Source organism: Geomesophilobacter sediminis, assembly GCF_016458275.1.
GTDB classification, from domain to species: Bacteria; Desulfobacterota; Desulfuromonadia; order Geobacterales; family Geobacteraceae; genus Geomesophilobacter; species Geomesophilobacter sediminis.
Map to the genome: position 1 here is coordinate 158,320 of NZ_JAEMHM010000004.1, position 21,684 is coordinate 180,003.

14 protein-coding genes are annotated in these 21,684 nt (G+C 62.1%); 3 read left to right on the plus strand and 11 right to left on the minus strand.

From position 1 onward, the window contains the following. Window positions 1-4: 4 nt before the first annotated feature. Together nrdR and JFN93_RS05835 are read right to left on the minus strand one after the other, a co-directional pair. Window positions 5-457 carry a transcriptional regulator NrdR gene (gene nrdR / locus JFN93_RS05830; protein WP_199383057.1) on the minus strand — a complete coding sequence of 151 codons (453 nt, stop codon included), beginning with the start codon at window positions 455-457 and terminating at the stop codon, window positions 5-7. Then, complete coding sequence (locus tag JFN93_RS05835) at window positions 454-912, minus strand: deoxycytidylate deaminase (protein ID WP_199383058.1); 459 nt, start codon at window positions 910-912, stop codon at window positions 454-456. The genes nrdR and JFN93_RS05835 overlap by 4 nt, the downstream gene beginning before the upstream one ends. 375 nt (window positions 913-1,287) lie before the next feature. Here JFN93_RS05835 and JFN93_RS05840 point away from each other — a divergent pair, with 375 nt between their 5' ends. Continuing rightward, complete coding sequence (locus JFN93_RS05840) at window positions 1,288-3,543, plus strand: Tex family protein (RefSeq protein ID WP_199383059.1); 2,256 nt, start codon at window positions 1,288-1,290, stop codon at window positions 3,541-3,543. 169 nt (window positions 3,544-3,712) lie between these two features. Here the strand turns inward: JFN93_RS05840 and JFN93_RS05845 are convergent, their stop codons facing one another. Further along, complete coding sequence (locus JFN93_RS05845) at window positions 3,713-4,150, minus strand: hypothetical protein (RefSeq protein ID WP_199383060.1); 438 nt, start codon at window positions 4,148-4,150, stop codon at window positions 3,713-3,715. A gap of 200 nt (window positions 4,151-4,350) precedes the next feature. Next, complete coding sequence (locus JFN93_RS05850; RefSeq protein WP_199383061.1) at window positions 4,351-4,995, minus strand: phosphatase PAP2 family protein; 645 nt, start codon at window positions 4,993-4,995, stop codon at window positions 4,351-4,353. 386 nt (window positions 4,996-5,381) lie between these two features. Here JFN93_RS05850 and JFN93_RS05855 point away from each other — a divergent pair, with 386 nt between their 5' ends. After that, window positions 5,382-5,915 (plus strand): DUF3332 domain-containing protein, encoded by a 534-nt coding sequence (locus JFN93_RS05855; protein ID WP_199383062.1) that lies wholly within the window; start codon window positions 5,382-5,384, stop codon window positions 5,913-5,915. A gap of 200 nt (window positions 5,916-6,115) precedes the next feature. On the opposite strand, the gene JFN93_RS05860 is transcribed toward JFN93_RS05855, so the two are convergent. Next, window positions 6,116-9,121 (minus strand): ATP-binding protein, encoded by a 3,006-nt coding sequence (locus tag JFN93_RS05860; RefSeq protein ID WP_199383063.1) that lies wholly within the window; start codon window positions 9,119-9,121, stop codon window positions 6,116-6,118. Window positions 9,122-11,014: 1,893 nt separating this feature from the next. On the opposite strand from JFN93_RS05860, the gene JFN93_RS05865 reads away from it, so the two are divergent. Next, the gene (locus tag JFN93_RS05865) at window positions 11,015-11,356 is read left to right on the plus strand and encodes an STAS domain-containing protein (protein ID WP_199383064.1); all 342 of its coding nucleotides are present in this window, start codon (window positions 11,015-11,017) and stop codon (window positions 11,354-11,356) included. 138 nt (window positions 11,357-11,494) lie between these two features. Here JFN93_RS05865 and JFN93_RS05870 read toward each other — a convergent pair whose 3' ends face one another. From JFN93_RS05870 to JFN93_RS05895, 6 genes are all read right to left on the minus strand, one after another. Next, a complete protein-coding gene (locus JFN93_RS05870) occupies window positions 11,495-11,728 on the minus strand; it encodes a hypothetical protein (protein WP_199383238.1) in 234 nt (77 codons plus the stop codon). A gap of 93 nt (window positions 11,729-11,821) precedes the next feature. Next, window positions 11,822-12,181, minus strand: coding sequence for a hypothetical protein (locus JFN93_RS05875; RefSeq protein WP_236021547.1), 360 nt, complete (start codon window positions 12,179-12,181; stop codon window positions 11,822-11,824). A gap of 85 nt (window positions 12,182-12,266) precedes the next feature. Next, window positions 12,267-17,507, minus strand: coding sequence for a CBM96 family carbohydrate-binding protein (locus tag JFN93_RS05880; RefSeq protein WP_199383065.1), 5,241 nt, complete (start codon window positions 17,505-17,507; stop codon window positions 12,267-12,269). A gap of 150 nt (window positions 17,508-17,657) precedes the next feature. Beyond that, entirely contained in the window at window positions 17,658-18,239 is a 582-nt protein-coding gene (locus JFN93_RS05885) for an NF038129 family PEP-CTERM protein (protein ID WP_199383066.1), read from the minus strand. A gap of 54 nt (window positions 18,240-18,293) precedes the next feature. Continuing rightward, complete coding sequence (locus JFN93_RS05890; RefSeq protein WP_199383067.1) at window positions 18,294-20,033, minus strand: metallophosphoesterase; 1,740 nt, start codon at window positions 20,031-20,033, stop codon at window positions 18,294-18,296. 180 nt (window positions 20,034-20,213) lie between these two features. Next, the gene (locus JFN93_RS05895; protein WP_199383068.1) at window positions 20,214-21,674 is read right to left on the minus strand and encodes a HupE/UreJ family protein; all 1,461 of its coding nucleotides are present in this window, start codon (window positions 21,672-21,674) and stop codon (window positions 20,214-20,216) included. Window positions 21,675-21,684: the final 10 nt, after the last annotated feature.

Here is a 21,684-nt window from a genome sequence, read left to right on the forward strand (position 1 = left end):
CCTCCTACTTCTTCAATAGATCCTGCAGCTCGCTCATGAACTCGTTGATGTCCTTAAACGAGCGGTACACCGAGGCGAAGCGGACGTAGGCGACCTGGTCCACGGCGTGGAGCTCGGGCATGATCCATTCCCCCAGGGTGGTGCTGGGGATTTCCTTCTCCCCGCTCTCCTGCAGCCGGGTCTCCAGCCGGTCGACCAGCCGCTCGATGGTCTCCACCGAAACCGGCCGTTTCTCGCACGCCTTCTGGATGCCGGCGATCAGCTTCATCCGGTCGAACGGCTCGCGGCGGCCGTCCCGCTTGGTCACCAAGGGGAGGATTTCCTCGATCCGCTCGTGGGTGGTGAAACGTTTGCCGCAGGACTCGCACTCGCGCCGGCGGCGGATCGCGGCCCCACCCTTATCGGGACGGGAGTCGACGACCTTGCTGTCGGCAAAGGAACAAAAAGGACATTTCACGGCGATTCCCCTCCCTCGTACTTCTCGACCACGATTCCCGAGGCCTTGATCATCTCCTCGGCAAGCTGGTCCGGGTAGCCGGTCAGGTAGACGACCCGCTTGATGCCGGCGTTGATGATCATCTTCGAGCAGATGATGCACGGCATCGTGTTGCAGTAGAGGGTGGCGCCGTCGATGGAGGTGCCGTGCTTGGCGGCCTGGATGATGGCGTTTTGTTCGGCATGCAGACCGCGGCAGAGTTCATGGCGTTCGCCGGAGGGGATCTTGAGTTTTTCGCGTAGGCAGCCGGTGTCGAGGCAGTGCGGCACTCCCGAGGGGGCGCCGTTGTAACCGGTGGCGAGGATGTTCTTGTCCTTTACGACGACCGCGCCGACCTGGCGGCGCAGACAGGTGGAACGCTTGGCGACAAGGCGGGTGATTTCGATGAAATACTCATCCCAGCTGGGACGGTGCATAGGGAACCTCATTATAGGAGAAGTAGCCCAAAATAACTTATTCCAGGTAAAGGGTCAACTTTGCAATGAGCAAAGAGCAGAGAGCAACGAGCAGTATCGTGCTCGTTGGCAAGGTCGATCCAGGAAAGCGTATTCTCACCGCAATTTTTCCAAGCTTGGCTGCAGGTCGTGTTGAGGAACGAAACGCGACGGCACCTCGGATTCGTGATTCGCACCAGATGATGGGGCGGCGGCCCGTCGCGTTTCGTTTCCTCAACGCGGTCTACGCCTCGCTCACCAGCCCCAGGCCCCGGTTCATGCCCTTTTGTCCATTGCAAATCTTCCCGGTTCGTTGTAAGGATTAAGGCTTTTCCCCCTGGAGGTTTCAAACGACTTATGGAAGATGCACGCATTCTTGACTTGATCATCGAGGAGTCCGGGCTCCCCCGCCCCGGTGTCCTGCAAACCATCGCCCTGCTCAACGAGGGGGGAACCGTCCCCTTCATCGCCCGCTACCGCAAGGAGCAGACCGGGGAGCTGGACGAGGTGCAGATCCGCACCATCCAGGACCTCCTTGCCTACCATCGCGAACTCGCCGAGCGAAAAGGGACCGTCCTCAAAAGCATCGAGGAACAGGGGAAGCTCACCCCGGAGTTGAAAAGCCGGATCGACTCCTGCCGCAAGAAGACCGAGCTCGAAGACCTCTACCTCCCGTACAAACCGAAGCGCCGCACCAAGGCGACCATCGCCAAGGAGCGCGGACTGGAGCCGCTGGCCGATCTGGTCCAGGCCCAGGAGCTCATCTCCGGCAATCCGGAAGAGGCCGCCCTCCCCTTCGTGAACGAGGAGCTCGGCGTGCCGAACCCTGCCGCGGCACTTGAAGGTGCGGCGCATATCATCGCGGAACGGCTGAGCGAAGATGCCGATGCCCGTGCCATGGTACGCCGCCTTACCTGGGAGCAGGGTAGCTTCGCCTCCTCGGTCCTGGCCCAGGAACAGGACAAGGAAGGGAAGTACCAGATGTATTACGAGTACTGCGAGCCGATCCGCACCATCCCTTCGCACCGGATGCTCGCCATGCGGCGCGGCGAGAAGGAAACGATCCTGAAACTCGTCCTGGACGCCCCGGAGGAGGAGATCCTGGCCGGCCTGAAGCGGCGGCTGATCAAGGGAACGAGCATCTTCAACGCCCTTTTGGAAGCGGTGGCGGTGGATGCCTACCGGCGCCTGATCGCACCCTCGATCGAGGTGGAGCTCCGGCTGGAGGCGAAGAACAAGGCGGACGAGGCGGCCATCGAGGTCTTCGCCCAGAACCTGCGGCACCTCCTCCTGGCCGCGCCGGCCGGACAGCGGCGCGTGCTCGGGGTTGACCCGGGGTTACGGACCGGCTGCAAGCTTGCCGCGCTGGACGAGACCGGGCGTTTCCTGGAGCACACCACCATCTACCCGCACACCGGCGGGGGAAAAGCCGACGCAGCCGCGGCGGACCTGATCCGGATGGTCCGTCAGCACGACTGCAAGCTGATCGCCATCGGCAACGGCACGGCGGGGCGGGAAACGGAGGTCTTCGTGGCCGCCGAGCTGCGCAAGGCCGGCCTGCAGGCCCAGGTAGTCATGGTGAGCGAGGCCGGGGCGAGCGTTTATTCCGCGAGCGACATTGCCCGGGAAGAGTTCCCCGAGCTCGACCTGACGGTGCGCGGCGCCATCTCGATCGGGCGCCGGTTGCAGGACCCGCTGGCGGAACTGGTGAAGATCGATCCCAAGAGCATTGGCGTCGGGCAATACCAGCACGACGTGAACCAGTCCCTGCTCAAAAAATCGCTCGACGCGGTGGTGGAATCCTGCGTCAACTACGTCGGGGTCGACCTGAACAGCGCCTCCTGGGCGCTTCTCTCCTACGTTGCGGGCCTTTCGGAAAGCCAGGGGCGGTCCATCGTCCGCCATCGTGACGAAAACGGCGCCTTCCCCAGCCGCAAGGCCCTTCACAAGGTGCCGCGTTTCGGCGCCAAGGCCTTCGAACAGGCCGCCGGCTTCCTCCGGATCCGGGGCGGGGAGAACCCGCTCGACAACACCGCGGTGCACCCGGAGAACTACGCGGTGGTCGAGGCGATGGCGGCCGACCTCGGCAAGAGCGTGGCCGAGCTGGTGGCGCAGCCCGAACTGTCAACGGGGATCAAGCTGGAGCGTTACGTATCGGAACAGGCGGGCCTCCCGACCCTGAGAGACATCCTGGGCGAGCTGAAGAAGCCGGGACGCGACCCGAGGGACGAATTCAAGACGGCGACCTTCCGCGAGGACATCACCACCATCGCAGACCTGAAGGAAGGGATGATCCTGCAGGGGGTCGTGACCAACGTGGCGGCCTTCGGGGCTTTCGTCGACATCGGGGTCCACCAGGACGGCCTGGTGCACGTAAGCCAGCTGGCGCATCGTTTCATCAAGGACCCGTCCGAGGCGGTGAAGGTCGGGGAGATCGTGAAGGTGAAGGTGCTCGCGGCGGACCCGCAGCGCAAGCGGATCGCGCTGTCGATCAAGCAGGCGGAGCCGGCACCGCAACAAAAGGGGGCCCAGCAACAAAAAACGCCGCCCCCTCCGAAGGAGAAACTCTCGGAGAAGGCGGCGTGGGAAAAGGCGGGGTTCAGGGTTAAATAATCGGCGGTCGGGCGGGCAGGGATCGGGGACCGGGGAGCCCCATCCTCGCCCTGCCCGTCGCAAGCCGGGCTCTGGCACGCGACCTTGATGGAGAGGGAACGTATGGGGAGGGTGGGAACAAGATAATTGGACCTGCCCTGAACCTACCTCCCACGGCCCCGACTGCGGTTTATGCGCAGCGGAGCAGCTTCTTGCCGCACTTGAAGACGACTTCGATCTTGCCGGGGTTCGTGGCGGCAATGACGCCGGTGCCGAACGACGGGTGGGCGATCAGGGTGTTGGTCTTGAATTTCCCGTCCATCCGGTAGGGAACGGCATGGTCGGGATCGAGGGGACGGATCAACTCCTCCCAGATCTCCTCGTCGGACGGTCCCGCGACCTTGGCGCGCGAGGTCCTCGGAGCCGCGCTGCGGGTTGAAGCGGCAGCTTTCGGCGCCGGTGACTTGGCGGCCTTGGTCGGACGGTGGTTGTGCTCGCTGCCGCAGGTGTTGCACTTTACCCGCACCACTTCACCCGCCACCATGGCGATGATCGTGTGGTTCAAAAGGGCTTTGCAGCGGGTGCATTGCGATTCTACGGTGTCTCCTGCCGAAAGGGGTCGTTGCATTTATCCTCCGAAAACGAATGAGCAAAGAAAAAGGGTCTAACCGTGTGCGGCTAAACCCTTTCCTTGCGTACTATGAAGCGGGGCCACTTCACCCGCAGGCTTGGTTTAAGCATCTCATCAGGGGTCAAAAGTATTGCTGAAATATAAGTGATTTCAGCGGAATATGCAAGGGAAAAGGCCTTTTAGCGCAGATCTCCAGTTTATGCCGCGGAGGGGGCCTTTCTCCCACAGATCGCAGCGTGGACCAGCGCCTCCACCACGATCCCAAGATAGCACCCGGCCACGATATCGCTCAGGAAATGGTAGCCGGTCAGGATCAGGGCCACCGACGTCACCAGAGCAAGAAGCAGCGCCGGAATCCGGGCCACCGGGAAGAAGCGCACCAGCAGGGCAAGCAGCGCTACCAGGACCAGCATGTGCCCGGAAGGAAACGCATCATACCCCCACCGGTTCTGGAACCAGTAAAAACCATAGAGATCGGGGTTCTTCAGCCAGAGGCGGTTGTTCAGCCTGCCGAACAACGGCTTAAGCAGCGCCTTCGCCACAAAGGAGGCCGGAGCGTCCCAACTGGCCAGGAGCAAAAAGTCGTTAAGGTTATCGACGTGCCCCTTCCGGAGCCGAACCAAACGGAGGCAGCACGCCCCCACGCTGACCAGGAGAACCAGATGCAGCAAAAGGTCCGGCATCCGTCCCGTGGTCACCGCCCAAGCGGGATTTCGGATAAAGGTTTCCTTCACCCAAAGCGCCACGGGCAGATCGATGAACCGGGCACAGAGAGCGGTGAGCACCGCCACGAGGAAGAAGCTGGCGATCCATTTTTGGGAGGTGCGGGAGAGGTCGGTCATCCTGATCCTGGACTGCAGGTGGTTTACCGCGCGGCTAAGCCGCACCGGCGCTGGAGGCTGGAGATCCCGAATGTACCATAGAGTGCTGTCAATTTGAAGGAGGTTGCAGGCAGGGACTCAAGCATGCAGCACTTTTGCAATCCCTGGATGAGTCGAGGTATTTTCCAACAGACAGAACCAGCCTAATCACCTCAGCTCAAAACGTCGACAAACCACTGACATTGGTACAAAAGGGCCGGCCTGAAGGTCTTCTTTTATGGCACAGGCGCTGGCAGTTGGTAAGTCATAGAAATTCCAATGACATCGCACGAGGAACAAATACAGCCATTCACCACTGGCTCTGCGGTATAATGGCCGTCAGAGTACCTACAATGACAGGAGGAGTTATGAAACGCATCATCTCAGCAGTACTTGCAATGGCCGTCGCCCTGACGTCACTCCAGGGATGCTATGGCAAGATGGCCCTCACCCGGAAGGTCTACCGCATCAACGGCGAAGTCCAGAACAAATACCTGCGCAGCCTCGTCTCGTGGGTGTTCATCATCGTCCCGGTCTACGGGGTCTCCGCACTGGTCGACTTCATCGTCTTCAATACCATCGAGTTCTGGAGCGGGTCCAACCCGATCGGCGCGACCGAGAAGGATTTCCAGTATGCCGAAAACGGCGAGCGGTTCCAGATCAAGGCACGCAAAAGCGGCGACGTCGTCACCTACGTCATCGACCACTACCGCGGATCGACCTACCTGGACACCATGGCCATCAACTGGAACGTGAAAAACGGCAACTCCGCAGCAACCATGAGCCAGGCCGGCAAGGTGACGGAGTTCCAGGCGACCCTCAAGAAGGGAGGGGTTGAAGTAGCCAGCAGCTCCGAGGTGGCCGGCAGCCGGGTCCCGGAAACGGTGGCGTTCTACAAGTAATCGCCCCGGCAGCAGGTAACGACAAAAGAGGCAGCCACGGGAAAACCTGGGCTGCCTCTTTTGTTATCGGCATCAGCGTGGCGAGGCGGGCACCCCCCGCCAGGGATGGTCGGCGGAGGTGGCTATCCTGCGTCTGAGGATTTGACGGGCGCAGCATGCCGCGCCCCTGCGGTAACGGCCGCCACGTCCCGAAGCAGGGATCAACCTGGCAGCGCACCGAGTTTGCGCCCGACGTAGTCGAGGAAGGTGTCGGAAGTAAAGGGCTTTCGCAGCAGATCGCCGGAAGACCACTTCATCTGGTCGCCTGCCGCCACATCTTCGGCATATCCCGACATGTAGAGCACCGGTAATTCCGGACGAATCTGCACCAGCGTGGCGTAGAGTTCCGGCCCGTTCATCTGCGGCATGACCACATCGGTTACCAGCAGATCGATCCGCTCTTGGGTCTCATGAACCAGCTCGATCGCCTGCAGCGGTTGCTCCGCGACCAGGACCTGGTAGCCCGCCGACGCCAGAAGCTCCACGGCCATCTCGCGGATCATTTCGTTGTCCTCGACCACCAGCACGGTCCCCTGCGCCCCTTCCCGACGACGCACCGGTGCCGGTTCCGGTGCCGGCTTCGCGGCACCGGCGGCGGCCGGAAGGTAGATATCGAAGGTGCTCCCCTCCCCTACCCGGCTTTGTACCTCGATGTACCCCTCGTGCTGCTTCACGATGCCGTAGATGGTGGCCAGACCGAGGCCGGTTCCCTCGCCGACCGGCTTGGTGGTGAAAAACGGCTCGAAGATGTGCTGCAGGGTGTTCTCGTCCATGCCGCAGCCGTTGTCGGAAAAGCTCAAGTGGCAGTAGGTCCCGACCTTGAGCCCGGGGCGGGGGCGGACGAACCCTTTTTCCAGCTCCTTGCGTTCGCTGCGGACGGTGACCGTTCCGTTGCCCCGGATCGCGTCCTGGGCGTTCACCACGAGGTTCAACAGGATCTGTTCGAGCTGCCCCCGGTCGGCGTTGACCTCCAGCGGCTCGGGGCTGAGCTCGAGATCGACCACGATGCTCTCGCGCACGGTCCGGGTGATGATCTCCTCGAAGGAACGAACCACTTCGTTCAGGTCGAGGACCTCCTTGTGCAGCATCTGTTTGCGGCCGAAGCTCAAAAGCTTCTGGGTCAGTTCTTTCGCCTTGAGGGCGGCGGAGGCGATCCCATCGGCTTTTTTCATCTGTTTCTCGTCGGTGACCGTCGTTCTGAGCAGCCCGGCGTAGACCAGGATCGGCGTCAGCAGATTGTTGAAGTCGTGCGCCACCCCGGCGGCGAGCTGCCCGATGGCATCGATCTTCTGGACGTGGAGGAGCTGCTCCTCCAAGCGCTTTCGGTTTTCGTCCCCCCGGGACCGCTCGATGGCCAGGCTCGCCAGGTGCGCCGCCGATTCGATGAGGGCGATCTCCTCGGGGCCGGGCGCCTTCGGCTCGCGGTTGTAGATGGCGAAGGTGCCGATGAGCTTGCCGTCGGAGGCCAGGATCGGCTCGGACCAGCAGGCACGCAGCCCGGCGTCCAGAACCGGCTGGAATCCCTTCCAGTGCGGGTGTCCCACGACATCCTCGACCACCACCCTTTTCTTCAAAAAGGCGGCGGTGCCGCAACTTCCGACCCCCATGCCGATCAGGATGCCGTCCACGGCCTTGTTGTAGAAGTCGGGGAGGCTTGGGGCCGCGCCATGGCGCAGGCGCCCCTTGTCCTCGTCAAAGAGCAGGACCGAGCAAAGCGCGCCGGGGCTTTGCTGCTCGACGAAGCGGACGATGGCATTGAGGAGATCCGGCAGGCCGCCCCCGGTGGCCAGCTCCTCGAGGATCTTGAGCCGGTCCTGTTCGCGACGCTCGCTTTGTTTGCGCTGAGTGATGTCACGGGCGATGTTCAGGACCAGGGGGCGGGAGTCGGAGGTCATGTTGAGGGAATGCACCTCCACCGGAACGGAGCCCCCCTCCTTGGTCTGGAAGGCGGATTCGTAGCTGATCGAATCCCGCTCCTTGAGCAGATCCATGGCAAAGGCGAATTCGCGGGCGGACTCCTCGGTGACGATATCCTGCAGCTTCATCCGGGAGAGCTCTTCGTTGCTGAAACCGGTCATCTGGCAGAGCGCCGGATTGAACTGGATGAGCTTCCCTGTGGTTTCGGTCTGGACGATGGCGTCGTTGGCCGCTTCCATCAAGGCCGCCTTGACCTTGAGCTGCTCCTGCTGCCCCTCGACCAGGGCAATGGTGAATTTGAGCCGGTCCAGATGGCGCAGGATGAGCCGGGTGAGGTAGCCCAGGATGAACGATATCGCGACGGTAAGCAGGAGCTGCTGGAGGGCGCGGCGCTCCCAGGGCGCGAGGACCTCCGCCTCACTCACCGAGACCAGGGAGACCACGGGAAAACGCTTGAGCCTTTGGTAGGCGACGATGCGGGCCTTGCCGTCGAGAGCACCCCGGTCGACCCGGTACGAGCCGGAGGGAGCGACGGGAAGCTTGTCGCGAAACAGGACCGAGTTACCCATGTCAACGTCGAAGACGTTTTTGATCATCGGCTCGCAGACCAGCGGAGCCCCGTCGTTTCGGACCAGCGCGATCCGGCCGCTGGGCCCAAGACTCGCCGAAGTGAAGAAGCTCTGGAAGTAACCGACCTCGAAGGCGACCGCCGCAATGCCGGAGAAAGGTTCCCCGGGGCGGCTCATCGGGCGCATCAGGTTGAAACGCCAGCGGTTCACCAGCCGGCTCATCACCGGCTTGCTGATGGTCAGCTCGGCCTCGGGGTGGTGCAGGTAGAACTGGAAATACTCCCGGTCCACGACCGAGATCGGCCGGGGGGGGAACTCATTGGAGTTGCTGTACATGGTGCCGTTCTTGTCGACCAGAAAGAGTGCACCGATCTGCGGCGAGTCGGCCGCCTGGCGCCGCAGTTCCAGGAAAAGCTCCTGGGTGCCGAGAGCCCGCTCCTTGGACTCCCGCTTCATGTCGTACAACAGATCGCGCAGCACGCGGTCGGATTCCGCGAAGGCGCTCTCGCTGTGCTCGGCCAGGGCCCGGGCATAGCCGGTCACATTGTGCTCGGCGGTGACGAGGGCCGCCTTGCGGTCGGAGATGATGCTCCAGGCGGAAAAGCAGAACAGGGCGACGATGATGAGCTCGACGAAGAGCCGGATCCGGTACTTGAACTGGTCGATGTTGAAATCGTGCATACAGCGCTTATCTCACTTTGGGCATCATGTTCAGGGCAAAGGGTATCCGGAGTAGAGAAGGCATTTCTCGTCCGTTACCCGACCAGCCGGACGGTCTCCCCATCAGGTTCGGGTATGGAAAGACGTAGTTGGTGGGGGAGGCGGCGCAGGGGTGGTGGATTTCGCGCAGGCCGTCTCCGACGGAACCGGGGGCGGGTTCCACATCCCCTGGAACAGATCGGAGGGAAGTCGGAAATGACGCGTCGTGCTGCAGCGGGGCCTGACCGCGGCGGGGCGTTGGGGCACGGAGGAGCAGCCGGCCAAGATGCAAACGAACAAGATGGTGCCGATCAAGCTCCGCACCTTCTGAGTCACCCCTCCTCTTCACCCAACGATTAGGAAACCAAAACCGCTGCAGTATCGTCTACGGCCGCACTTTTTGTCAACAAAAGATCGGAAAAACACCGAAATGGCTTTATGTAGATGATGGGATACCGGAGGAAAATAATTGTGGCTTGCGATCTTCCGGAACCAGAGGCAGGTGGTCGATTTGCGGTTTATGACGCCACTTCTACGCCAAGCTGGCGCAGGGCGGAGCATTATACGGTTTGAGGAGGGACTGTCGGGCGGGCCAGAGGAGAGTCCTGTGTGGACGAGAGGGGTGAGTCGGTACTGGTACCCGGTGCCGATCGAGGGCGAGCGAGGCGGGGGCTCGGACTCCTTTGTGCAGGACCTTACTCCGGGGTGGCCTGAGCCGATCCCACCGTCGCTGCCGATGGATCCGGAGCATTGCGATTGTTTTGATCATGTTCGCACGTTTTGGAGTCGAACGAGGAATAGGTCCCGCATCGGATACAAACGCTCATGGGTTCACCACGGTAAGGGAAAAAGCAGAAATGAGGTAAAGGGCGAAGTTGCGGTGCCAGGATACCTGCATCCCGACTCGAAGACAAGTTAAAGTGGGGTGAACTTTAGGTCCCGGCAAGGTGATAGGGACCACCGCGTTGAGAGGCAGATTCCCGGGACCAAACCAAGCCATCTGGGCCGCTTGAACGGGAAAAGCCAAGCTTCATGGGCACGAAGCCGCAAAAGCGGTGTACTCCGATGCGGCGTAAACCGATCAAGCGCCGGAGGAATTCATGCGTTTTTTCCAGGAAGGGGCCGGTCTTACGCCGGGGCAGGGAAGCTATATCTGACAGTTGGGGGGGATGTTTTCGGGATTCCAAGGCCCGACGACATGCAGGATGACTCCGGTCTGCCGGAAGGGAGACTTCGAGAGACATATCGTGGCCCGGTGCCCGGCCAAGCCACCTCGCCCGGATATATACGGGAAAGTTCCTTTCTCATATCTATGCCAGGATTCGCAGTAAGAACACCAGAAGTGGAAATTGGTGGCATCGTCTTCGTAGGCTCTTACTATCGGAAGAACTCGACCTTTGCTTTCTCCGATGTCGATGACTTCCGGATCAGAAGCGAAGTAAGACATAAGTTGCGACTTTGACAGTTTTCTGCCCATACCCCACCACACTCCTGCACGTTGATGCTTGCACTTCATACATATGACAATCAGGAAACATTTTCAAGCTTCTGTAACAATTTTCACATGAATGTAACATTATACTCTGCCAATAGTCACCGGAGCTGCGCGGAGCCTTCCCAGAGCGGCAGATTACATTTGCCATTCTTCATCAACATTCTTTGCTGGGATGTCACACCACTTTTACAATTCTCGCCTATAGTAGCTCCCCAACAAAGACCGGACCCCAGAAGGACAATTTGCGACAACATCGCCCCTACCCCAGCACATAGGGGCGCAAACGGTCATTTCCTCCCTTGAGCGCATCGGCGCTGAATGACACTGAGAGCAGATTGCCATCCTCGATTTGTCGCACCCGCAACACACGGAGGTGGAGCATGAATGGAGATGCAGCTGACGGGATACAACAGGACTATTTTGCTTTGGAAGGAAATATCGGCGGGCACTCGGAGCGGCTGCTCAAGGATCTCCCGGCCCGCGTAAGCCAATCTTCGGTCCGCTTCGACTTCACCCGGGCCGGCAAGATCGATTCGATGGGGCTCACCTTGCTCCTCCGTTGCTTCAAGGAGATCCGCGAGACCAAGAACGCGGAGATCCTGGTGGAGGGGTTGACCCCGATGCACAGCACTCTCTTCCGGATGACCGGTGTCTTCCTCCTGGCAAGCATGGTGGAAACGAAAAGAGGGGCCCGCACTAACGCGCCCCCCTCTTTCGGGTAAAGCCCCACCGAAAAGTTTCCCAAGGGAAGCAGAGGAAGACGTTCTCTTTTGAAAGGACCCCGCAACGCCCCGCCAACGACCCGAACCTTTTCCTCTGCGCACTTTTCCGTCCCCGGCGGTACGCTCCCGCCGGTGCTTTCAGGACGGCTCCGATTGGACCCAGTACCCGCAGATGTAGCAGCGGATGCAATGCACCGCACCGGTTCCCACCACAATCCGATCCTTCATCATTCCGAGCTTGGCCTTGCATTTAGGACAGTTCACCTGCACATCCTCCGTTCGATTGAAATGAATGCCGGAACCGTGATGTAGACCCTCGCCCGGCACCTTCCCCTGCTGGCGCTCCCCCGCAACGTACCTCCGTTTCTCCATCAAAACCTCCTGTTTACCTTTTCCTGCCGGAAGATGATGCGCCGGCAAGGCAACGAAGACGCAACAACAGGATGAAATTTCTGCCAAAAAGCGTCAGTTTTTGCGCCGGGCGTCCCCGTAACAAACGGTACGCGCCATCTCCCGGGCCGCCTCCTGAAAGGTGGCCAGCGGGTGGATCTTGCAATAGCTGTCGAGAAGAAGAGTGCCGGTATTACCCAGAGCTGCGGTCATCTTCTCCGGCCGGTTGACCCTCTTGTCGTAGGTGGCCAGACCGGTGAGGTAGCCACTCAACCATAGCTCAAAGGAGTTGGTGCGCCTTTCGGCGCGGGCTTTCAGGTATTCGCCGCAGATGGCGTTTCCCGCCATGGACGAATGGACCGTCGTCTCGGCCGATGCAGGGAGCGTAAAAGAAAAAGTGGCGAGCACTAGGACGGCGGCGAGGGTTTTGGACATGGACACTCCTGCTGGGATCCCGGCGGTTCCGGGAGGTAATGAAGGCGCCGGCAGAGAACCTGCCGGCGCCGTTAAGTACCCGCCCCTATTCCTGATAGGTGACCGGCACGAAGGTGATCTTCGCGTTGGCGGGGTTGGTGAACTGCACCGGGATGGTTATCGACGCACCCGGGTTAAGGGCGGCAGTCTGGCTGACGTAAGGGGCGCCGCTCAGGGTACCGGAGGCATTGGCCAGGGTGACCCCCGGGGTCAGGTTGTTGAGCGCCACGTCGATCTTGCCGGCGATCGGGGCGGCGCTGGTGTTGCCGACGATGATGCTCCCGGTGTACTTCCCGGTCGCCCGGCTGAAAAGAAAGCCGGTGGAGGTCACGCTGACCGATGCGGAGATGTCGAGCGGAGCCGCCTTGGCGATGGTCAGGGTGCCCAGCGCCGCACCGTGGTAGTTGGGGTCGTTGACCATCGCGTACACCTCGTAACTTCCCACCGCCGACGGAGCGGTGGCCGAACCGTTGTAGGTAACGGTGACCGGAAGCCCGGCGGGGGTCGTGTCGACCAGGACCGGGTGCGGCGTGCCGTCGTAGTTGAAGCTCGTTTTCTCAAGGTTCACCGATGCCGGCGCCTTGGCGATGACCAGGGTGCTGTCGTTGGTCACCGTGTTGCCGCCGAAGCTCGCCGTGGCCGCGACCTGGTAGACCCCGGCGCCGGTGGGCTCGGTGGCGGAGCCGTTGTAGGTGACCGCGCTGGCAACCCCGTCCGGGATGGTGGCGACGCTCACCTTCTTGGCCGAACCGTCGAATACCGCGTGCCCCTCGGTGATGGATACGATGGGGTAGTAGGCGGGGGTGGGGGTGTAGTGGGTGGCCGCCTGGGGCGCCGCCGGAGCGGTCTCGCTGTTGTTGCCGTTATCGGTGGCGACGGCGTAGAACTCGTAGTAACCGTAGCCGGCCGGGTAGTCGAAGTTGACGCTGTACGGGGCCGCGGTGGCCGGTGCGCCGATCAGGGTCCACGGTCCCCAGGAAGTGTTGTCACCGGAGTAGCGGTAGAAGAACTTCACGTTGGCCACCCCGGCGGAAGGTGTCTGGGTGGTGACCATGAGCACCGGCGCGTTGCTGCCGTACTCCTTGGCGTCGAAGCCGAAGGTGGAGAGCAGCGGCCCGTTCTCGGTCTGCGGCTTGAGGACGAAGGAGGCGTTGGTGCCGAGGTTTGCCTGGACGAAGGAGGTGACGTCCCAGTTGTACCAGAGGTTGGAGCTCCCCGAGTCCATGGTGGGGGTGGAGATGACGGAGCCGAGTGCGGGCTGGTTGTTCCAGGTGAGGCCGCTTTCGGTCCAGTTGGAGTCGGCGCCGCGCAGCTCGAGGGTAAGATCGGCACCGCTGCTCTTCCAGTTCCAAAGCTGCAGGGTCGCGCCGGTGACCGTGGCGCCGGCCAGGCCGGAGAGGTCGAACTTGAGCCAGGAGCGCTCGTTGCCGAAGCTGCTCTGCGCGGTGGTGGCGCTTTGCACGTAGAGGTTGTTGCTCGCACCGTAGTTGGAGTTGGCGGCGCCGCTCGCCACCTGGGCGTCGGCGGCCGGGGCGAGGTAGACGATCCCCGCGGTGGAGGTGGCGGTCGCGTTCAGGGTGAGAGAAGATGCGGTGGTCGCCGCCGGGACCGGGTCGAGATGAGAGCTGATGGCGGCCTTGGCCGGCAGCGGCAGGGCAACGGTCGCGGCGTTGTCGCACCGGAAGCGCAGCCCGAAACTCTCCATGGTCGGGATCCCGGAGATGAGGAGCACGTCTCCGGTGTTCCCGGGGAGGGTCTTGGAGGCGTACCCGGTGGCATCCATGACGGTGATGGTCTGATTGTTCTGGTCGGTCACCGAGGAGGCGCCGGATTTTTTGGCCAGGAACTTCACGTAGTGGTTCTTGTAGGTGTCGTTCCAGAACTGGCCGATGGAGGAGATGAAGACCGGTTTGGCCAGCGAGTCGTCGTGACCGACGACCTTGAACTCGACGCCGTCGCCGTAGATCCCCTCCTGGTCGACGAACTCGGGGTTACCGCCGTAGCTGCTCCCCTTGCCCCAGGTCTCGATGATGTCGCCGGGCTTGAGGGCGCCGGTCTTGAAGCCGAGGAAGGAGCGGTACAGCTCGTTCTCCGAGAGCCGGTTGACCGGGTTGATGGTACCGTCGGCGTTTACCAGATCGCTGGGGGCCTTGGTGGTGCCGCGGCGGGCCAGGGTCTCCGGGTTGGCGCTCAAAAACCGGACGAAAGCGTCTTCGAAGGTCGTCTTGGAGTCGTTGTCGTTCATCATGGTGACCACCGCGCGGTAGCCGCCGGAGTACTCGGTGTTCAGGTCGTAGCGCGCCCCTCCCACGCGGTAGGGGTTGCCGGCGCTGAACTGACGCATGAAATCGACGATCCCCTCGCGGCAGAGGTAGTTGGAGGTAAGCGGGGCGGTGTCGGACCAGGTCCAGTTGGCCGCCGGATGGTTGTACATGTAGTTGCTGATGGCAACCGTGTAGCTGTGGTTGAGGTCGATCGGCTGCCCGTTGAACTTGACCTCGGTCGGTACGCCGTCGACCGCCTTCACGGTAAGCGCGGAGGAGAAGCCGGCGTCCATGTTGTTGATCTTGATGAAGTTGACGATCTCCTGGCCGGTCATGTTCACCCGGGTGAAGGTATCGTCGCTCCACGGGAAGGTCTCGTAGATCTGGGTGTAGGTGACCGGTCCCGCCGGGATGTCGGCGCGTACGCCGCCACCGGCCTCGATGGAGAGGTCGCACTGCCCGAAGAGCTGCTCCGCCTTCCAGCGGACCGCGTCGCAGATCCACTGGCCGGCGGTGTTGTTGCCGCTCCAGGGGTACTCGTCGGCGGACCACCACTTCATCACGTTGTCGAGCATCAGGTCGTCGCCGGTGTAGCCGATCACCTCGCTGGCGGGGTGTCCCGGATGCAGGGCGTCGTACTGGGCGGTCAGGTTGTCGATCAGTTTCTGGACGTCGCGGTCCGGGGTGATTTCGGCGTCACGGATCACGTGGTTGTAGGCGCTCACGAAGGTGCCGTTATCGGTGACCTTGAGCTCGCCCAGGTACTTCATGTAGCTGCCGGCCTCGGTGAAGATGGACTTGTAGTTGAGCATCTCCGGCTGCCAGGCGCCCGATTCGGCCCAGGTGTGCCAGTGACCGGTCACCACCACCTCGGGGAGCTTGGCGGCGCCGTCGTCTTTAAGCAGCGGCGCGGTCGGGTCGACAAGCGCGCTGTGGCCGATGTGGGCGACCAGGACCACGAGGTCGCACTTCTCCACGTTGCGCAGGGTGTTGACGTAGGAGGCGAGGTGGATCTTGCTGCCGTCGGTGCTGTTCCAGTCGCAGTTGACGATGTCGAGGGTGTCGGCCAGCGAGGCGCCGACCTCGGCGGCCTGGGTGGTGTACCCGAGGAGGCCGACCTTCTTGCCGTGTACGTTGACGATGGTGTAGGGGGCGAAGTACGGGGTTTGGGTCCCCTTGGCGCAGACGTTGGCCGAGATGACGGGAACCCCGGTGTTCTTGAGGCTCATCATGTTGGCGATGTAGTTCACGTCGCGCACGTCGTGGTTACCAACCACCACCGCGTCCATCCCACGGCCGCGCTGGGCCTTGAGCTTGGCGGAGAGGAGCGTGTAGAACTGGGTCATGGAGCCGTTGCCGCCCATGTCGCCGATCGGGTTCCCTTCGGAGATGTCGCCGGCGTCGATCACCAGCGCCTCGGGGTTGGCGGCGGTTTCCTCCAGGAGCTTGCCGGCGAGATACGCCGCCCCCCCCACCGTCTCGAACCGGGCCGGATCGTTGGAATGCCCCGGGACCAGCATCTGGTGCGGCGTGACCCGGGCATGGGTGTCGTTGACGTGGTAGATGGTGAGCAGCCCGGTGAAGTTGGCGGTGAGGTCCAGGTTCTTGGTGACGTGGCTGACCACCAGCGGGTTGTCGGCCACCGTGCCGAAGCCGTTGGTGCCGGTCCAGCTGGAGAAGATGTTGGCCCCGGAGGGGACCGCCTCGACCGGGGTGGTGGCGCCGTCGTAATCGACGGTCTGGGAGGCGGCGCCGGTGATCGAGCCGTTGCTCCCCGCACTGAAGGTGACCGTGTAGCTTTGGATCTGGGCCGAGCAGGCGGCGGTGTTACCGCCGTTGAGCCCGCCGCAGCTCCAGCTCCAGGGGTGGCCGCTGCCGGAGACCGCCGAGGCGACGCCGACGGAGCAGAGGCTGGTCGGGGCGCTGGCGGCTAGGGTCTGTCCGTTGTCGGCGCCGCAGGCGCCGCTGACCGGGAGGGCGGAGAAGTTGGCGGTGATGGTCTGGGTGGCAAAGACCGGTCCGACGGTGAGCGGGTTCGCGGTGCTGGTCACGAAACCGTTGGTCCCGGTCCAGTTCTGCAGCGAGAAGCCGCCGTTGCCGCTTGCCGAGACCGGGGTCGCGTAGGCGCCGAAATCGACGTTCTGGGCGGTGCTGCCGGTGAGGGTGCCGTTGCCGTCGGTCTGGAAGCTCAAGAGGTAGCTCTTGATGGTCGCCGAGCAGGTGGCGCTGTTGCCTCCCGCTATCCCGGCGCAGCTCCAGGACCAGGGGTGCCCCACCCCGGTCACTGCCGAAGGGGTGCCGGCCGCGCAGAGGTTGGTCGGGGCAAGCGCCGCCAGGGTCGCGCCGCTGTCGGTGCCGCAGGCGCCGTTGACCGGGGTGACGCAGGCGGCCAAGGGCGAAGCCGTGTTGCGGGGATTGGGGGTGGCGGCGGAAAAGTCGGCGGCGTTGTTGTCGGTATCGACACAGCTGCTGGTGCGCAGCGCTGCGGTCGTGTTGGAGAGAGCGGGGGTCGGTCCGGTCCCCTCGTAGTTGGTGGTGCCGGTGCCAAAGCCGACGAAGTCGACCACTCCGGCGGTCCCGGCGCAGCTGGCGCCGCAGGCGAGCGCGGTCTGGCTGTTCACCAGGGCCACCTTACCGGCGGTGCCGCTCAGGTTGATGGTGCCGGTGGCGTCCGGCGTGGGGAGGTTGACCGTCCCGCCGGTACCGGCGGCTTCCTGAACCAGGAAGTACTGCCCCGGCTGCAGGGTCACGTTGGGGAGGTTGGTGCGGTTGGTCCAGGAGGTGCCGGTCGAGGACGCATACTGGACCGACCAGCCGTTCAGGCTGACCGGGACCGGGCCGCGGTTGAAAAGCTCGATGAAGTCGTTCTTGTAGGTGGCGCCGGAGTTGCCCCCGCCGCCGTAAACCTGGCTGATCACCACATCGGGAGACGCGGCCCCGGCCAAGGCGGGGAGTGCCAGGGCGACCGAGAGCACCGCGGCAGCGACCCTTCGCTTGGAGCGGTTCAGATGGAATGGTTTCATGGATTCTCCTTTTGTTATCGAGCCGGGCAATTTTTTGAACGTCCACTGTTCTGAGCCTGGCCCGCCCTACCCCCTTCTCCTGCTACCGATAGATACTGCACCGCCGGCAGGGTCTCCCCTGCCGGCGGTTTGTTGCCGGTGCATCCAAGGTTACCCGTTCTTCCTTCTGCGGATCCCGGCGAGGCCCATGAGGCCGGAGCCGAGAAGCCAGGCGGCAGCCGGGATCGGGGTCTGGGAGGCGGCGACCTGGGCGCTGTTGACGGTCAGGTTGAGGCCGGAGGCGGTGATGTCGGCGATGGCGGCATACCCGTTGGGATCGGAGGTCAAAAGCGGGGTGAGGCCGTCGGCGCCGTAGAAGGAGAGTCCGAAGCTGTTGCCGGCAACCTGATCCACCGTGAGGTGGAAGTGGACGTTGTTGCCGAAGGTCATCTGGTGGAAGTAGTCGTTCATCCCGCCGGCGTTGGTGAAGGAGACGGTGGTGGGGAGGGAGCCGGTGACCGACCCCACGGTCATCGGGGACCCCACCAGGGCGCCGTCGGTGCTGAAGTTGAGCACCGAGGCGTTGGCCAGGGTGGCCGACAGGCCGTTGTTGTACTGCAGGTCGATGTATCCGCCGGTGGCGGCGAGCGAAGTCGTGTTCACGTCGAAATCGATCTCGTAGGACGCGAAGGCCGAGGTGGAGGCGCATAAAAGCGCCGCGACGGTGAGCAGCTTGATCTTGAGGAAGTTCATTTTTTTCTTCTCCTATTCAATGAATTGCACCGTAAGTACGCAAGTTGCCCGGTCCTATTCCTGGAACACGATCGGGTTGAAGGTGATGTTGATGTTGCTCGGGTTCTTGAAGGTGATCGGCACCGTGACCGAGCCGCCCGCCGGAATCCCGTTGGAGGATACCTTGATCATCGGCTCGCCATTGTGGGAGCCGGTCTGGTTGGTCAGGGTCAGGGTGGCGATCAGGCCGGGATCAGGGTTGTTCTTGGAGGAAGCCGGACGGTTGGCAATCATCGAGGTCAGCTTCGGAGTGACGGTGCTGTACATGTTGCTCGGGGTCCCGAGCCCCGGAAGGTTGAGGATGCCGTCCAGGACGACGTGAACATTTCCGGAAAGCGCCGGGCCGTTGTTCTTGACGGTCAGGTTGGCGGTGTAGAGCCCGGTGGCGCGGCTGAAGAGGAAGCCGGTGGTGGTCACGTTCACCTGCGGGGTGACGTTGGCATTGAAGTGATGGAGCACGGTGGTCTCGATCTTCTCGAGGTAGAGGTTGCCGGAGTTCCCGTCGCTGCCGGGGAAGGCGGAGGAAAGCGGGTAATCGGTGGAATTGGACGCCGCGCCGGTGACCTGCCAGGCGGTCATGGTCATGGTGTTTCCGTTGACGTCGAAGGTCATGAACTCGTTGGCCGGCCAGGCGGTGATGACGTGCGGATAGTTGCCGTTGTTGGTCATGTCCGGCTGATACTGCCCGGCTCCGCCGCCGCCACTGGTGTAGTGCGGGACCCCGAGCGCGATCTGGTCGCCGTTGGCCTGCGAGGCGGTGTAGGCGCCCGTGCGGGCGTAGTTGTGGCTGTGACCGTGGTAGGTAAGGTCGACGTTGTACTGGGCCAGGAGCGGTTCGAGGGCCCGGATGGAGGTGTTGTCGGCGTCGGAACCTGCGGAGTAGCTGGAGTCGTGCCAGCTGACGATCTTCCAGGGTTTGGTGGTGCTGGCAAGGTCGTTCACCAGCCAGTTGTACTGCTGAGAACCCGGTGCGTAGGAGGAGTAGGAGTCGATGAAGGTGATGTGAACCGGGCCGTAATCCATGGACCAGTAGAGGTTGTTGTAGGTCGAGGTGGTCCCGGCTTTAAGGGTCTTGGCCGGATACGGGAAGGGGAAGTACTTGGTGAAATAGGTGGTGTAGCCGCTGGAGTTGTCGTGGTTGCCCTTGACGCCGTCGATCGGGGTGTTCGCGGTGTAGGCCTGGGCGGCGAAGTTGGTGTTCTTGAACCATTCGTTGGTCCAGTTCGCTTCGGCATCGGTGGCGACCCAGTCACCGTTGTGGATGGAGAGACGCTGGTACTCCTCGTTGCCGGGAATCGCGGTGAAGCCGGAGATGGCCTTCAGGATGTTGTTGAACAGGGCCGGGTTGGAGCGGGAGTCGCCCTGGCCGATGAACCGGACGTGGGTCGTGCTCTCGTCCGGCGCGGTGGTGAACGAACCGGTGCCGTACACACCGTTGGTCGGGTCGGAGACCTGGTAGTAGTATTTGGTGTTCGGCTGCAGGCCGGTGATCTTGAAGTAGTGCTGGTTCACGGTGCCCGGACGGGTCTCCTCCGCTACCGGACCGCTGGTCCCGACCAGCTGGGTCATGGCCGCGTCGGCGTACCAGTTGACCACGTTGGTGGTCTCGACGCCGTCATCCTGCCAGAGCACGGTCATCGTGGTATTGGGCATTTCGTACATCAAGTAGGGTTTTTTCAGGACGCCTGCGAAGGCGCTGGTGCCGACGAGGGAAAAGGCAGCGGCCAATCCCAGGTTACGTAACGTGCTTTTCATGGTGTAGCTCTCTCCTTTTTGGTCGATTGCATTGAATGAATTTCCTTCACCTCTTCTTCACTTCCTTCCCGACGATGCTTTCTGGTGATGTGTTCCCCCCTTTGGATTTTGATTACCGCAACCCGAAATCAGATGCTGGTTCACCGGCAGTTATCAAATGGAAACCGGGTGAACGGCCACTTACGACGAGATCAATTTGAGATCGAACAGCCGCTCGATCAGCCAGGTGAAGCCCAGTACCAGGATGGCGACCGAGACCGCGGCAGTAATCCTGCGGAAATGGATCCTCTGCTTGAGCAGGTACAGCACGGGGAGCAGGATGAAGAAAATCATCAACTGTCCCGCTTCCACCCCGAGGTTGAAACTAATTACCGAGACCACCAGATTGGGTTTACCTACGATCAGTTCCTGCAAGGCGCTCGCGAACCCAAAACCGTGGATGAGCCCGAAGCAGAAGGTGATCACCCAGCGGTACTTCACTTCCTTTTTGAAGAGGTTTTCCAAAGCGATGTAACAGATGGAGATGGCGATGACGCTCTCCACGAATCTTGAATTGAGGCTGATCACCTGCAGGGCGGCCAAAAGAAGGGTGATACTGTGGGCCAACGTGAAAGCCGTGATCACCTTCAGCACCTCCCGTACGCTCAGGCCGATGACGATCAGCCCGAGCAGAAAGGCGATGTGGTCGTACCCGGTCAGTATGTGCTCGATGCCCAGGGGGATGAAGCTGGCGGCGATGGACCAGGGCGAGGTGATCCGTCCAGGCGCGGCGCCGGCCGGGGTGCGGGAGAGCGGGGGAGCCGGCGCAGCGGCAACGGCGGGACGGCTCTGCACAGCGGGAGCCGGCATCGTCCGGGGTGCGTGAGGGTTTTCCGCGGAGGAGTCGTTGGAGCCGTCCCAACTGGTCACGGCCTCACGGTCCGGTCCGGCCGGGACGACCGGACCGGCGTTCCGGGCTGCATGGTTGGCGTTCAGCAGGACGCGCCCTTCCCCGGGATCGTCGAGGTCCGATTTGACCGCAGGTTGCGCCGCGGCGGCAACCGGCTTTACTGCGGGTGCCGCGGCCGGGCCTTGTACCGTGAACTCCCAGGTCTTGGAGTTGGCGTTGAACTCATGTTCGCCATCGGCGGGGTGGTAATCGAGGAACTTCTGCAGCGCCTCACCGGTTGCATCGGTCCGGTAGAAATACGCCAGGTTCATATGCATGTTCCGCGTTTCTTCGAACAGCATCCGATAATCGATCTTCAGCGTGTTCTGCGGACGATCAAAGAGAGCGTTTCTTGCCGACAGCCATATCGTGTAGGTGGAGTTGTCGTTTCGAACCAGTTTTTCCACTCTGACCGGCTGGGGTTTCCCATTGATGGTGACCGAAAGCTCCTGGTCGATGTACGGCTGGACGAACTCCTTTGCTATTTGCTGTAGCTGGCTCTCCGATCCGGAGGCCAGGTGGTATTGCTTTTCCCTGATGCCCCGTAATTCGGAAAAGAGGGTCTCGTTCAGATCGATGCTCGCCAACAGGCCGTTCTTGCCCGCGCACCATTTCGAACCGCCGACCGGCATATTGTGCGCGTTCGCCGGAGTAGCGGCCAGGACGAGCATGAACATGCAGCTCAACAGGAAGAATCTCTTGGCCCAATACATGACGCCAGCA

Bases quoted from the DNA above. Each gene is read 5' to 3' on its own strand.
- JFN93_RS05835 (WP_199383058.1), bottom strand. From the start codon at position 912: ATGCACCGTCCCAGCTGGGATGAGTATTTCATCGAAATCACCCGCCTT.
- JFN93_RS05840 (WP_199383059.1), top strand. From the start codon at position 1,288: ATGGAAGATGCACGCATTCTTGACTTGATCATCGAGGAGTCCGGGCTC.
- JFN93_RS05845 (WP_199383060.1), bottom strand. From the start codon at position 4,150: ATGCAACGACCCCTTTCGGCAGGAGACACCGTAGAATCGCAATGCACC.
- JFN93_RS05850 (WP_199383061.1), bottom strand. From the start codon at position 4,995: ATGACCGACCTCTCCCGCACCTCCCAAAAATGGATCGCCAGCTTCTTC.
- JFN93_RS05855 (WP_199383062.1), top strand. From the start codon at position 5,382: ATGAAACGCATCATCTCAGCAGTACTTGCAATGGCCGTCGCCCTGACG.
- JFN93_RS05860 (WP_199383063.1), bottom strand. From the start codon at position 9,121: ATGCACGATTTCAACATCGACCAGTTCAAGTACCGGATCCGGCTCTTC.
- JFN93_RS05865 (WP_199383064.1), top strand. From the start codon at position 11,015: ATGAATGGAGATGCAGCTGACGGGATACAACAGGACTATTTTGCTTTG.
- JFN93_RS05870 (WP_199383238.1), bottom strand. From the start codon at position 11,728: ATGGAGAAACGGAGGTACGTTGCGGGGGAGCGCCAGCAGGGGAAGGTG.
- JFN93_RS05875 (WP_236021547.1), bottom strand. From the start codon at position 12,181: ATGTCCAAAACCCTCGCCGCCGTCCTAGTGCTCGCCACTTTTTCTTTT.
- JFN93_RS05880 (WP_199383065.1), bottom strand. From the start codon at position 17,507: ATGAAACCATTCCATCTGAACCGCTCCAAGCGAAGGGTCGCTGCCGCG.
- JFN93_RS05885 (WP_199383066.1), bottom strand. From the start codon at position 18,239: ATGAACTTCCTCAAGATCAAGCTGCTCACCGTCGCGGCGCTTTTATGC.
- JFN93_RS05890 (WP_199383067.1), bottom strand. From the start codon at position 20,033: ATGAAAAGCACGTTACGTAACCTGGGATTGGCCGCTGCCTTTTCCCTC.
- JFN93_RS05895 (WP_199383068.1), bottom strand. From the start codon at position 21,674: ATGTATTGGGCCAAGAGATTCTTCCTGTTGAGCTGCATGTTCATGCTC.